Here is a 12,094-nt window from a genome sequence, read left to right as displayed (position 1 = left end):
CGCGCGACGGTCCATCGCACGGCCGATGGACCGTCGCCGTGCGTTCAGCGCGGAGTCAGGCCGATGACCACACCGCCCTGCTGCCAGGTCTGGTAGATGTCGGCCTTGGACGGTTCGCCGTCGGGGAGGTAGCCGATGCCGTTGAACTTCGCGTTCTGCTCGTTGTCGCGCGCGATCACCGCGAACAGCTCCAGAACGTGCTGTTCGTCGGTGTACACGGTGGCGGTGAAGGTTTCGGGTGCCCCGCCACGCGACAGGCGCACCTGCGCGCCGCCCTGGAGATTCTTCACCCACGGCCGCAGCGCCGTGCCGATCAGCAAGTCGCCGCCGTGCACGGTGTAGGCCACCGGGACGTCGTAGACAGTGCCGGATCTGCGGCCGACCACATGCAGGGTGGCCAGCCGTTTGCCGACGATGCCGGACAGCACCGGCACCTTCAGCAGGCCGCGGATGAGGGTATTGAGCTGGGACTGAAAGGAGCGGATCGGCTCGGGGCCGGTGGTCGTCGGTGTGCCGTAAGGGTTTTCGGGAGACGCGGAATCGCTCATGGTCCCAGTATCGCCACGTGCGAGCGTGCCCGCAGTACAGGTGACCTACGCTGCGAAGATGACATCTGGGCAGACCGAGATCTGGCACAACCCGCGCTGCACGAAGAGCCGCAACGCCACCGCGCACCTCGACGCGGCCGGCGTGGAATACACCGTGCGCCGCTACCTCGATGATCCCCCGACCATCGAGGAACTGCGGGCGGTGCTCACGCGGCTGGGTGCGCAGCCCTGGGATATCACCCGCACCGGCGAGCAGATCGCCAAGGATCTCGGAATGGCGGAATGGGGGCGCACCGAGGCCGACCGGGACCGGTGGCTGAACGCGTTGGCACAGCATCCGAAACTGATCCAGCGGCCCATCGTGCTCACCGCCGACGGCGGCGCGGTGGTGGCGCGCGACGAGGAATCGCTGCGCGCGCTCGACTGAGTCAGGGCCGCGCGCCGTCGTCTCCGATGAGCAGACCGTCCAGGACCGCCCGTGTGTCGGGAACGAACGGCCACGCCGGATCACGCAGGTGCGCACGCAGTTCGGCATCGGTCCACCACCAGCCGTCCGCGATCTCGGACGGCTGGTGGACGAACGGACCGTCGCAGCGGTACTCGTAACCGAACAGGTGGCAACGCAGCGCGCGACCTGCCCAGTCGCCGTCCCAGGACGCGGTGGCGCGCAACGGAAGTACCGTGCCGGCGGGGACGGCGATGCCCAGCTCCTCGCGAAGTTCGCGGATCGCGGTGTCGGACGGGTTCTCACCGGCGTCGACCACCCCGCCCGCGAGGCAGTCGTGCATGCCCGCGAAGACGAGTTTGGTGTCGGTGCGCCGGTGGACGTACACGCGGGTTCCGTCGGACGATCGCACGAGAACGCCCGCGCTCGCGTGCCACAGGCCGTCGCGGTAGACGGTGCCTCGATCGGCCTCGCCGATCACCAGCCCCTCGGCGTCGTAGACGGCGAGCAGTTCGTCTTCCGGATTCGCTGACACCGCCCGAGGGTAACCGCCGGAAGCGCTGACCGGCGCGCGGTCGATCGGCCGCGAGTGCGGGGAGTTACATTCCCGCATCTCGGCCCGTGATTCATCGTTTCCGGCGCTGGGGCTTCACCCCCGGTCGCGGAGCGGCGGCTCGGGCCGCCGTGGCGACCAGCGCCTTCTTCGCGGATTCCTCGGCGGCCAGAGTGCGCCGGATCAGATACTGCTGGCCGCAGGTCCACAGCGCGTTGGTGGCGAAATAGGTGAGCACGACGACAGGTAGGACGGCGCCGCTGATGAGCGCACCCGCCGGGAACACCCACAGCGACAAGGTGCGCATGATCGCGGCCGTGCTGTTGTCCGCGACCGCCGGGGTGAGCCGGGCCGTGAAGTGCGTGGCGAGCGCGGCGATCAGCACCAGCGGGATGGCGAGCGCCGCGACCGCGACGACAACCTCACCCGCGCCGGACAGGGTCGCCGACAGCGGTGCGCCGAACAATCTGGCGTCGAGGAACGCACGGACCTCACCCGCGCCGAACAGGTAGTTGGCGGTGGCGTTGTTCACCTCGACCGACAGCGGGCTGTCGGTCGAGGTGAACGGGCCGACCGCGTAGGCGCCGGTCCGGTCGAACGAGCGCAACACGTGGAACAGGCCGAGGAAGACCAGCCCCTGCGCGATCAGCGGTACGAACCCGGCGAACATGCTGACGTTGTGCTCGCGCTGGAGCAGCCGGATCTTCTCGGCCTGGGCGCGCGGATCGTCGCGGTGGGTGCGGCGAATGGCGTCCATCTGCGGTTGCAGCGAACGCAGAACTTGCTGGGAGCGGGCTTGCCGGAGCGCGGTGCGCACGAGCAACGCGCGGACGGTGACGACCAGCGCGACGACGGCGAGAAGCCAGGCCAGACCACTGGCCGCGCCGAGCGGGATGGCGAAGAGCTGGTGCCAGCACCACAGGACCGCGGACACGGGGAAATAGACGAAATCGAGCATGACGGGACGACCTGTCCGTGCAGCGTGCGCGAACGCACGAAAGGGGGAGTGGGATCACGAGATCCAACAGGCGGCGCCGATGGCGCGGCACCTGTCAGAGGTGATCGATCCCCGGAGCTCGTGGACGTGGACGACCGGCGGAATCCGGATTGCTCTGTCGCAGAAAGGAACCGCGCAGGCGGCGCTGTGCCGACCGCGGCGGACCCACACTCGCGACCCGGACCGGCAGATGACTGCGACCGGTGACCGCGACCAGCGCACACACCATCGCGGCGGCGACCGCACCGAACGCGAGCATGCGGGTGGCCTCGCCGCCCGGTGTGGAGATGAGCACGAAGGCGGGCAGCACGCACGCGAGAACCGCGTACGCCATCACCATCGCCCGTGCCTGCATGTCACCGAGCATACCGACGGTGGAGGGCGGCGGTGCCCGCACGCCGAGTGGGGGGCCGTTCACCGCCCGGCAATGCACACCGGGTCGAGGTCGGTGGCTGTCTCGACGGAGGAGGGTCGCGGCTATGCCTCGAGCGCGAAGGGCGGGGTGCCGATGCCGGTAACGCGGAGATTGCCCCACGGGTCGCGTTCGGTGAGGTTCGCTGCCGCGGGTGCGCGACCGGGCACGACGAGCAGGGCGGAGGCGCGCGTCGGTTCGGGGAGCGCGGTGGACTCGGCGGGGTCGAGGCGGCCGTACCAGTGGTAGCGGCCGTCGATCGGGTCGATGTGGCCGGTGAGGGTGGCGATGACGGGATATTCGGCGCCGGGTAGATCCAGGACGGCAGGCCCGGCGTAGTCGTGATCCGAGTGCCGGTCGGCGGCGACGGTGATGTCGAAATGGTGGGGTTTCGGGCGGCCCGGGCGACGCGTGCTCGAGGTCGGATCGAGCCGACGGTGGTATTCGTGCTGGGTGCTGGCGCGCACTTCGATCCGGGTGCCTGATTGCCGCTGCAGAGCGCGGACCCAGGTGGCGATGAGATCGACTCGGGCCGACTGGGCGACCCGCGGTTCCTCGACGGCGGGTTCGGTACTGCCGACGAAGAACAGGTTCGGGAAGCCATGGGTCGCGATCCCGCGAAAGGTGACCGGAGCGTGCGACCATGCCGCGTCGAGCGTGCGGGCCGCACGTCCCGTCACCGGCAGTCGGACGCCGGACGGTGTCTCGGGCAGGGCGCCGACGGGACGGTGTGCGGATTCCGATGCGGCGCCGGCCCGGAGGCGCCGGGTGGTGTCGGCGGCCAGAATCACCACCCTCGCCTGGGCGGGCTCGTTCCCGGCCGAGTGGATCAGCCAGTGGTCCCCCTTCTCGTCGAAAACGAGTTCGCTGATATCGACCAGCCGCCGGGGGACCGGCCGATCATCGCGAGACAGCCATCTGCGCGATGCCGTCCATGGTGTCCGGCGCTGTCTGCCGACCGGAGATCGGGACGCCTCGCCCGCTGAAACCGGTTCGTAGACACTTACTTCGGCGATTCCGGCCGCTCGCAGCCGCCGCACGATCGCCCGGGATCCGGTCCCGATGACAGCGACGCTCACAGCAGACCCACCGCCCGCCACCGCCTGCGCCCGGCCGATCCGATCAGTCCGTGCTGACCCAGGAACGTCACCAGTTCCGCCGCTCCGGTCGCCCTGGATTCCCGCGCGACCGGATTGCGAAGTGCCGCACCACGTGCCTGTCGACCGTCGAGTCCGGCGCGAATGTAGATGTGCCGGTTGGTGATCAGTGACACGAACAGCGGTCCGGCCACTGCCACACACAGGCGGATATAGGCCCGCTCGCCCGCCGACATCGCGGGCACGCGCCGGGCCAGCGCGTCCCTGGCGAAGCCGATGTGGCGTGCCTCCTCGGTGACGTGGATGCGCATGGCGCGCGCGACGATCGGCTGCAACTGCGGATCGTCGAGCATCCGTCGCTGCAGGGCGTCGAAGATCTCCTCACCGACCAGGGCCGCCACCCACACCATCGGGCCGCGCAGCACGGCGGGTAGCGCGGTGATCGCGAGCCGCGCCGCCGGACGCGGCCAGTAGGGGCGGGCCTCGATGCGCTCGATGAGTTTGCCGAACATCATCATGTGCCTGCACTCGTCGGCCATCTCGGTGAGCGTGTAGTGCGAGGTCGCGGACGTGGGATCGCCGCGCAGCAGCTCACGCAGCAGCAGCCGGTTGAGCAGGTTCTCGAACCAGATGCCGACCGAGAGCACATTGGCCAGTTCCTGGCGCGAGAGTTCCCGCTGCTGGTCGAACGTCATCGCCGCCCACAGGTCGGTCCCGTAGAGCGAGATGACGCGCGGTGGCAGGAACAGCTTCGCCGGGTCGAGGGGTTGCTCCCAGGCGATGTCGACCAACGGGTCGTAGGTTCTTCGCAGTGAGCCGATCAGCAGGCGCTGGGCGAAGGAATCGCGCGGGGAGGCGGTAACGTTGCGCATCGCGGGCTCACTCTCGGCGGAACGTGCCACGCTTGGTGTTACAGCGTGTATCACCAAGGTTAGTGGAACGCGGTGTCACGGTCAATGTCGGCACGGGTATCGTTAGTACTGTGACTGCCCCATCCGCGCACGCCGATCAGACCGCCGCCGACGGTCGCGCCACCCGCTGGCACGGGCACAAAGAGCGCCGTCGCGCGGAGATGATCGACGCCGCCATCGAGGTGATCGAGCAACACGGTCTCGAGATCTCGGTGCAGCTGATCGCCGAGCATCTGGCGCTGCCACGACCGGTGGTCTACCGCCATGTCGGTGGCCGGGCCGAACTCGACGCACTCGCGCGGCAGCGGATCCTGGAGTTGCTGCTCGCGGAGTTGCTACCCGCGCTGCAGTCCGACGGCGCACTCAAAGACGCCGTGCGCGGCGCCATCGGCACCTATCTCGGCTGGATCGAGCGCCATCCGAATCTGCATCGCTTTCTCGGCGATGCGGCACCGCAGGGCGCGCCGAGTCTCAGCGGCGCGGGCCGTGCGGTGGGTGGACAGCTCGCCGACATCTTCGCGGCCACCCTGGCCCGCTTCGGCATCGACCCGGCGCGCGGGCGGCCGATGGCGTTCGGCATGGTCGGCCTCGTCGACGGTGTGGTGGCGAGTTGGCGTGCGGACCCGGAGCCGGTGCTCACCACCGAGCAGGTGCAGGGCATTCTGACCGAGTCGGTGCTGTCGCTGTTCGAGGGCAATGCCCGCAGTCTCGGAGTTCCGCTGCAACGGGATTCGCTGATCGCCGACCTGCTCATCGCGCCGGACGCGGCCCCGCCGCCCGACGAGCGGCTGCGCTGACTCAACCGGCCAGCGCACGATAGGTTCGATTCCACAGCCACTCCACCGGACCGCGCTCGAAACGACGCAACCACAGGTGCGCGAAGAGGATGATCGCGACGGCCACGACCAGGTAGATCGCCACCGTGAACGGCACCTTGGCCGAATCCGGTACCCGCGCCGCCAGCCCGAGACCCCAGCCGTAGCAGAGGAAACCGGCGATCAGATTCTGCAGGATGTAGCAGCTGAGCGCGGTGCGGCCGACTTCGCTCAGCCGGGTGCCCGCGAACCCGAGGCGTGGTTTGCGCAGGTAGAACTCGGCGACCGCGGCCAAGATTCCGAGGGCGACGAACGGTGCCGTCGCGTACCGCGCGACGAAGATGAAGTCGCCGCCGCCCGCGAGGCCGAGCGTCAGATCCAGCGGGGCGGCGATCGCGAACCCGACCACCATGAGCCGCCGTCGAATGCGCGCGCCCTCGGGCTGGAAGACGCCCGCCCGGAACAGGCGCGCGCCGAGCAGGAACAGTGCGATCGACATCGGGAACACGAAGATCGCCTCGAGCCGGAAGATCAGCGCGTGGTCGAGGCGGAACAGCATCAGATCCCAGAAGGAGCCGTCCGCGTAGGGATTGGGATCCAGCGGTGCCGACTCGGCGCTGTCCTGCTGTGGCGCGAAAGCCAACGCGGCGGCTATCGACGTCAACATCGTCACGTGGACCGAGGCGGCGATGATCAGCCAACGGCGTTGCGCTCGTTCGGTTGTCGCGAGGATGTAGGCGACGACGAGGCCGGTCATCGCGTAACCCATCAGGACATCGAACTCCGCGACGAGCAGAAAGTTCAGCAGGCCGTCGAGGAACAGCAGCCCCGCGCGGTACGGATATCTGCCGGGCCACGGCCGACCCGCCCGCTGGGCTGAACCCTGCTGGATGGCCAGGCCGATCCCGAACATCACCGTCAGCAGGCCCAGGAACTTGCCCTGGGCGAGCTGCTGCAGCACCCGCTCGGACCACATCCAGGCGTTCTCGGGGGCCGCGGCGAGCTCGTCCAAGTAGCCGACCATGCCCGCCGAATTGGTGAAGATCCAGATATTGGTGCCGAGGGTGCCCAGGATCGCGATGCCGCGCAGCACATCCAGCGCGATCAGGCGAGCGGGCCGGGGCGCGACGGGCGCTTCGGTGGGGGGTGCGACGGCATCGGTCATGCACCGAGTATCGGCGCGTGAGCGGCCCGGCGGATCGCTCACGAGAACGATTCCGGGGTCCCCCTCTTGGGGGAGGTTGCCGGCCTCCAGCAGCCCCGCTGGGCCGAGATGCGGGTGCGGGTACAGCACGTCGCCTAGGCTCGACGGTATGCAGCGCATCATCGGAATCGAGGTCGAATACGGCATCTCGACCCCTACGGAGCCGACGGCCAACCCGATCCTCACCTCCACGCAGGCCGTTCTCGCCTATGCCGCCGCCGCGGGAGTGCCGCGAGCCAAGCGCACCCGCTGGGACTACGAGGTGGAATCCCCGCTGCGTGACGCGCGTGGTTTCGACCTCAGCCGGATGAGCGGGCCCGCCCCGGTCATCGACGCCGACGAGGTCGGCGCGGCCAACATGATCCTCACCAACGGCGCCCGGCTCTACGTCGACCACGCCCATCCGGAGTACTCCGCCCCTGAGGTCGTCGACCCGCTCGACGCGGTGATCTGGGACAAAGCGGGCGAGCGGGTGATGGAGGCGGCCGCCCGGCACGCCTCCAGCGTGCCGGGGGCGCCCCGGCTGCAGCTGTACAAGAACAATGTCGACGGCAAGGGCGCGTCCTACGGCACCCACGAGAACTACCTGATGAGCCGCGACACCCCCTTCAGCCACATCATCGCCGGACTGACCCCGTTCTTCGTCTCCCGTCAGGTGATCTGTGGCGCGGGCCGGGTCGGCATCGGGCAATCGGGTGACCACGCCGGTTTCCAGCTGTCCCAGCGTGCCGACTACATCGAGGTCGAGGTCGGCCTGGAGACCACGCTCAAGCGCGGCATCATCAACACCCGCGACGAGCCACACGCCGACGCCGACAAGTACCGGCGGCTGCACGTGATCATCGGTGACGCCAACCTCGCCGAGATGTCGACCTACCTCAAGGTCGGCACCACCGCGCTGGTGCTCGACATGATCGAGGCGGGCGAGGACCTCTCGGAGTTCCAGCTGGCCCGCCCGGTCACCGCCGTGCACCAGATCAGCCACGACCCGACGCTGCGCGCCACCGTCGCGCTGGCCGACGGGCGCGAGCTGACCGGCCTTGCGCTGCAACGGCTCTACCACGAGCGCGTGGCCAAGTTCGTCCAGCGCGAAGCCAACGAAGACCCGCGCGTGCTCGACATCATCGACAAGTGGGCGATGGTCCTTGACCTGCTCGAGCGCGATCCGATGGACGCCGCGCACCTGCTCGACTGGCCGGCCAAACTGCGACTGCTCGAGGGCATGCGCACCAGGGAAGGCCTGGGCTGGGCCGCGCCCAAACTGCACCTGATGGACCTGCAGTACTCCGACGTTCGCCTGGACAAGGGGCTCTACAACCGCCTGGTCGCCCGCGGGTCGATGCAGCGGCTCGTCAGCGAACAGCAGGTGCTCGACGCGATGACCAACCCGCCCACCGACACCCGCGCCTACTTCCGCGGTGAGTGCCTGCGACGCTTCGGCGCCGATATCGCCGCCGCCAGTTGGGATTCGGTGATCTTCGATCTCGGTGGTGATTCGCTGGTCCGGATTCCGACGCTGGAACCGCGCCGGGGCACGAAAGCGCACGTCGGCAGGCTGCTCGATGCCTCGCGCACGGCCGCGGAGCTGGTCGAGCAGCTCACCCACTGACGCGATCGAGGGGTCGACTGCGCGACAATCCGATCGCTATCGACCACCTTGTCGGATCCGCTCGGTAGGGTTGTGGGACACACACGATCATCGTGATGAGGAAGAGGAGGTCGGCTGCCATGGCACAAGAGCAGACCAAGCGCGCCGGGGGTGGCGACGAGGACGAGGGCCCCGAGGGCGTAGACGCGGCAGGGCAGGAACGCCGCGAGAAGCTGGCGGAGGAAACCGACGACTTGCTCGATGAGATCGATGACGTGCTCGAAGAGAACGCCGAAGACTTCGTGCGGGCATATGTGCAGAAGGGCGGCCAGTGACCCCAGGTGACCCCTTGCGCCTCCACGCGGGGCGGGCTCTCTCCTCGTTCACCGAACATCTCCGCATGCACGCTCCGGACCTGTTGCCCGCCAACAGGTTCCCGATCTCGGATCTGACCGCGACGAAGGATCTGGCGCCGCACGGCACCACCATCGTCGCGGTCACCTACCGTGGCGGCGTGCTGATCGCGGGCGACCGCAGGGCCACCATGGGCAACCTGCTCGCCAGCCGCGACACCGAGAAGGTGTATATCACCGACACCTTCTCGGCCGCGGGTATCGCCGGTACCGCGGGCATCGCGATCGAGATGGTGCGGCTGTTCGCCGTGGAGCTGGAGTACTACGAGAAGATCGAAGGCGTGCCGCTCACCTTCGACGGTAAAGCCAACAAGCTGTCGAAAATGGTTCGCGACAACCTGCCTGCCGCCATGCAGGGCCTGGCAGCGATCCCGCTGCTGGTCGGTTTCGACGACCAGATCCTCGACCCCGACCGGTCCGGCCGCATCGTGTCCTACGACGTCGTCGGCGGGCGTAGCGAGGAGCGGTTCGGCTACACCGCCGTCGGCTCCGGTTCGACGTTCGCGAAGTCGTCGCTGAAGAAGCTCTACCAGCGCGGCATCGACCAGGACCGGGCGCTGCGGATCGCGGTGGAATCACTGTTCGACGCCGCCGACGACGACACCGCCACCGGTGGTCCCGACATGCTGCGCGGGATCTACCCGACAGCGGTGGTGATCGACGCCGACGGTGCGGACGAGATCGGTGAGGATCGTCTCGCCGAGATCGCCCGCGGTGTGATCGCCGATCGGGAAGCCGCGGAAGAAGGGGGCGCCGTCCTATGACGCTGCCGTATTACGCCTCGGCCGAGCAGATCATGCGCGACAAGACCGAGCTCGCCCGTAAGGGCATCGGTCGCGGTCGCAGCGTGATCGTGCTGGTCTACGCTGACGGCGTGCTGTTCGTCGCCGAGAACCCCTCGGCGACGTTGCACAAGGTCAGCGAGCTCTACGACCGCGTCGGATTCTCCGCGGTCGGCAAGTACAACGAGTTCGAGGCACTGCGCCGCGGCGGCATCTTGCAGGCCGACCTCAAGGGTTACCAGTACGACCGGCGCGATGTCACCGGGCGTGGACTGGCCAACCTGTACGCGCAGACCCTCGGGTCGATCTTCACCGATCAGCTCAAGCCCTACGAGGTGGAGATCTGCGTCGCCGAGGTGGGTTATCCCGAACAGTCACCGACCTCGGTGCTGTACCGGATCACCTTCGACGGGTCCATCGTCGACGAACGTGAGTACGTCGTCATGGGCGGCACCACCGAGCCGATCCTGACCCAGCTCAAAGCCACCTACAAGCCGGGTCTGTCCCTGGACGACGCGTTGAAGGTGGCGATCGGCGCACTGCTGGCCGGTCAGCCCGAAGCCGACAAGGACAAGCGTTCGCTCGGTGAGGCCTCCCTCGAGGTGGCCACGCTCGAGCAGCAGCGGCCGCGCCGGGCGTTCCGCAGGCTGCAGGGCCCCGCCCTGGAGTTGGCGCTGGCCGCGTCGAAGTCCAAGCCCAAGCCGGTCAAAGAGGCGAAGCTGCCAGAACCCGACGACGACGCGGGGAAATAACCCACCGTCACGATCATGATCGGGCCTGCGAATCGCACCGGTTCGCAGGCCCGATCTCGTCGTGTGCGCGGAGGTCGTTCGCTGTCCGAATCGTTGTGAACACGTATGCGAATGGGATGTCAGGAGCGCCGCGCGGGCACTGGTCATGGCTGTACTGTCGATAGTGTGCAGCGACGAATCATGGGGATCGAGACCGAGTTCGGTGTGACATGCACCTTCCACGGTCACCGTCGGCTGTCCCCCGACGAGGTAGCCCGGTACTTGTTCCGCCGGGTGGTGTCCTGGGGCCGTAGCTCCAATGTCTTCCTTCGCAACGGTGCCAGGTTGTACCTCGACGTCGGATCGCATCCCGAGTACGCCACCGCCGAATGCGACAGCCTGGTCCAGTTGGTCACCCACGACCGGGCCGGCGAGCGGGTGCTGGAGGACCTGCTCATAGACGCCGAACAGCGCCTCGCCGAAGAAGGCATCGGCGGCGACATCTACCTGTTCAAGAACAACACCGACTCCGCGGGCAACTCCTACGGCTGCCACGAGAACTTCCTCGTGGTCCGGGCGGGCGAGTTCTCCCGGATCTCGGATGTGCTGCTCCCGTTCCTGGTCACCCGCCAGCTCATCTGTGGCGCGGGCAAGGTGCTGCAGACGCCGAAGGCGGCCACGTTCTGCCTGTCACAGCGCGCCGAGCACATCTGGGAGGGCGTCTCCTCGGCGACCACCCGCTCGCGCCCGATCATCAACACCCGCGACGAGCCGCACGCCGACGCCGAGAAGTACCGGCGCCTGCACGTGATCGTCGGTGACTCCAACATGGCCGAACCGACCACCATGCTCAAGGTCGGTACCGCCTCGCTGGTGCTGGAGATGATCGAGGCAGGGGTGTCGTTCCGCGATTTCGCGCTCGACAACCCGATACGGGCCATTCGCGAGGTCAGCCACGATCTCACCGGTCGCCGTCCCGTGCGCCTGGCCGGCGGACGCCAGGCCAGTGCCCTGGAGATCCAGCGCGAGTACTACGCCCGCGCCGTCGAGCACCTGCGCAACCGCGATCGCGATCCGCAGGTCGACGCGGTGGTGGATCTGTGGGGTCGCACGCTCGACGCGGTCGAGGCGCAGGACTTCGCCAAGGTCGACACCGAGATCGACTGGGTGATCAAGCGCAAGCTGTTCCAGCGCTACCAGGACCGCTACAGCATGGAGATGTCGGATCCCAAGATCGCCCAGCTGGATCTGGCCTACCACGACATCAAGCGTGGTCGCGGGGTCTTCGACCTGCTCCAGCGCAAGGGTCTGGCCAAGCGGATCACCGAGGACGACGCCGTCGATGCCGCCGTGGACACCCCGCCGCAGACGACGCGAGCCAAGCTGCGTGGTGACTTCATCACCGCCGCGCAGGAAGCCGGCCGCGACTTCACCGTCGACTGGGTGCACCTCAAGCTGAACGATCAGGCGCAGCGCACGGTGCTGTGCAAGGATCCGTTCCGATCGGTCGACGAACGCGTCGACCGGCTGATCGCCTCGATGTAGGCGAACCCCTCAGACGGGGGGACCGACAACAGAACCGGTGGCGCATGGGAGCG

The 12,094-nt window shown here is 68.1% G+C and carries 14 protein-coding genes; 7 read left to right on the top strand and 7 right to left on the bottom strand.

Translation table 11 applies throughout. From position 1 onward, the window contains the following. Nucleotides 1–44 precede the first annotated feature (44 nt). Nucleotides 45–548, bottom strand: coding sequence for a nitroreductase/quinone reductase family protein (locus tag ACFQ9R_RS02255; RefSeq protein WP_378988114.1), 504 nt, complete (start codon nt 546–548; stop codon nt 45–47). Between the two features lie 58 nt (nt 549–606). On the opposite strand from ACFQ9R_RS02255, the gene ACFQ9R_RS02250 reads away from it, so the two are divergent. Continuing rightward, nucleotides 607–975: an arsenate reductase family protein gene (locus tag ACFQ9R_RS02250; RefSeq protein ID WP_378988111.1), complete on the top strand. Its 369-nt coding sequence runs from the start codon at nt 607–609 to the stop codon at nt 973–975. A 1-nt stretch (nt 976) separates the two neighbouring features. On the opposite strand, the gene ACFQ9R_RS02245 is transcribed toward ACFQ9R_RS02250, so the two are convergent. The 5 genes from ACFQ9R_RS02245 to ACFQ9R_RS02225 all read right to left on the bottom strand — a co-directional run bounded on the left by ACFQ9R_RS02245 (nt 977) and on the right by ACFQ9R_RS02225 (nt 4,924). After that, nucleotides 977–1,528 (bottom strand): NUDIX domain-containing protein, encoded by a 552-nt coding sequence (locus tag ACFQ9R_RS02245; protein ID WP_378988108.1) that lies wholly within the window; start codon nt 1,526–1,528, stop codon nt 977–979. Nucleotides 1,529–1,619: 91 nt separating this feature from the next. Then, the gene (gene yidC, locus ACFQ9R_RS02240; protein WP_378988105.1) at nt 1,620–2,504 is read right to left on the bottom strand and encodes a membrane protein insertase YidC; all 885 of its coding nucleotides are present in this window, start codon (nt 2,502–2,504) and stop codon (nt 1,620–1,622) included. Between the two features lie 94 nt (nt 2,505–2,598). Next, on the bottom strand, nt 2,599–2,961 hold the full coding sequence (locus ACFQ9R_RS02235; RefSeq protein ID WP_378988102.1) for a DUF6412 domain-containing protein: 363 nt from the start codon (nt 2,959–2,961) through the stop codon (nt 2,599–2,601). A 59-nt stretch (nt 2,962–3,020) separates the two neighbouring features. Next, nucleotides 3,021–4,034: a DUF4873 domain-containing protein gene (locus tag ACFQ9R_RS02230; RefSeq protein ID WP_378988099.1), complete on the bottom strand. Its 1,014-nt coding sequence runs from the start codon at nt 4,032–4,034 to the stop codon at nt 3,021–3,023. Further along, entirely contained in the window at nt 4,031–4,924 is an 894-nt protein-coding gene (locus ACFQ9R_RS02225; protein ID WP_378988096.1) for a diiron oxygenase, read from the bottom strand. Before ACFQ9R_RS02225 ends, ACFQ9R_RS02230 begins: the two co-directional genes overlap by 4 nt. Before the next feature lie 110 nt (nt 4,925–5,034). Between ACFQ9R_RS02225 and ACFQ9R_RS02220 the strand changes: the two genes are divergently transcribed. Next, a complete protein-coding gene (locus tag ACFQ9R_RS02220; RefSeq protein ID WP_378988093.1) occupies nt 5,035–5,760 on the top strand; it encodes a TetR/AcrR family transcriptional regulator in 726 nt (241 codons plus the stop codon). Between the two features lies 1 nt (nt 5,761). On the opposite strand, the gene ACFQ9R_RS02215 is transcribed toward ACFQ9R_RS02220, so the two are convergent. After that, nucleotides 5,762–6,943, bottom strand: a complete 1,182-nt coding sequence (locus ACFQ9R_RS02215) for a DUF418 domain-containing protein (protein WP_378988090.1) — start codon at nt 6,941–6,943, stop codon at nt 5,762–5,764. Between the two features lie 148 nt (nt 6,944–7,091). Between ACFQ9R_RS02215 and dop the strand changes: the two genes are divergently transcribed. The 5 genes from dop to pafA all read left to right on the top strand — a co-directional run bounded on the left by dop (nt 7,092) and on the right by pafA (nt 12,041). Continuing rightward, nucleotides 7,092–8,591: a depupylase/deamidase Dop gene (gene dop, locus ACFQ9R_RS02210; protein WP_378988087.1), complete on the top strand. Its 1,500-nt coding sequence runs from the start codon at nt 7,092–7,094 to the stop codon at nt 8,589–8,591. A gap of 119 nt (nt 8,592–8,710) precedes the next feature. Next, nucleotides 8,711–8,905 (top strand): ubiquitin-like protein Pup, encoded by a 195-nt coding sequence (locus tag ACFQ9R_RS02205; RefSeq protein ID WP_019047503.1) that lies wholly within the window; start codon nt 8,711–8,713, stop codon nt 8,903–8,905. Then, complete coding sequence (gene prcB / locus ACFQ9R_RS02200) at nt 8,902–9,747, top strand: proteasome subunit beta (protein WP_378988084.1); 846 nt, start codon at nt 8,902–8,904, stop codon at nt 9,745–9,747. The genes ACFQ9R_RS02205 and prcB overlap by 4 nt, the downstream gene beginning before the upstream one ends. Further along, a complete protein-coding gene (prcA, locus tag ACFQ9R_RS02195; protein WP_378988082.1) occupies nt 9,744–10,517 on the top strand; it encodes a proteasome subunit alpha in 774 nt (257 codons plus the stop codon). The genes prcB and prcA overlap by 4 nt, the downstream gene beginning before the upstream one ends. Before the next feature lie 165 nt (nt 10,518–10,682). Then, nucleotides 10,683–12,041 carry a Pup--protein ligase gene (gene pafA, locus ACFQ9R_RS02190; protein ID WP_194824832.1) on the top strand — a complete coding sequence of 453 codons (1,359 nt, stop codon included), beginning with the start codon at nt 10,683–10,685 and terminating at the stop codon, nt 12,039–12,041. Nucleotides 12,042–12,094: the final 53 nt, after the last annotated feature.

The sequence above is a fragment of the Nocardia sp. NPDC056541 genome, from assembly GCF_042794235.1.
Lineage (GTDB): Bacteria > Actinomycetota > Actinomycetes > Mycobacteriales > Mycobacteriaceae > Nocardia.
This window is presented reverse-complemented; position numbering and strand designations above follow the sequence as displayed.

What these genes read in the sequence shown, in the direction of transcription:
- ACFQ9R_RS02250 (WP_378988111.1), top strand. Translation starts at nt 607, where the DNA reads ATGACATCTGGGCAGACCGAGATCTGGCACAACCCGCGCTGCACGAAG.
- prcA (WP_378988082.1), top strand. Translation starts at nt 9,744, where the DNA reads ATGACGCTGCCGTATTACGCCTCGGCCGAGCAGATCATGCGCGACAAG.
- dop (WP_378988087.1), top strand. Translation starts at nt 7,092, where the DNA reads ATGCAGCGCATCATCGGAATCGAGGTCGAATACGGCATCTCGACCCCT.
- ACFQ9R_RS02225 (WP_378988096.1), bottom strand. Translation starts at nt 4,924, where the DNA reads ATGCGCAACGTTACCGCCTCCCCGCGCGATTCCTTCGCCCAGCGCCTG.
- ACFQ9R_RS02255 (WP_378988114.1), bottom strand. Translation starts at nt 548, where the DNA reads ATGAGCGATTCCGCGTCTCCCGAAAACCCTTACGGCACACCGACGACC.
- ACFQ9R_RS02215 (WP_378988090.1), bottom strand. Translation starts at nt 6,943, where the DNA reads ATGACCGATGCCGTCGCACCCCCCACCGAAGCGCCCGTCGCGCCCCGG.
- yidC (WP_378988105.1), bottom strand. Translation starts at nt 2,504, where the DNA reads ATGCTCGATTTCGTCTATTTCCCCGTGTCCGCGGTCCTGTGGTGCTGG.
- ACFQ9R_RS02205 (WP_019047503.1), top strand. Translation starts at nt 8,711, where the DNA reads ATGGCACAAGAGCAGACCAAGCGCGCCGGGGGTGGCGACGAGGACGAG.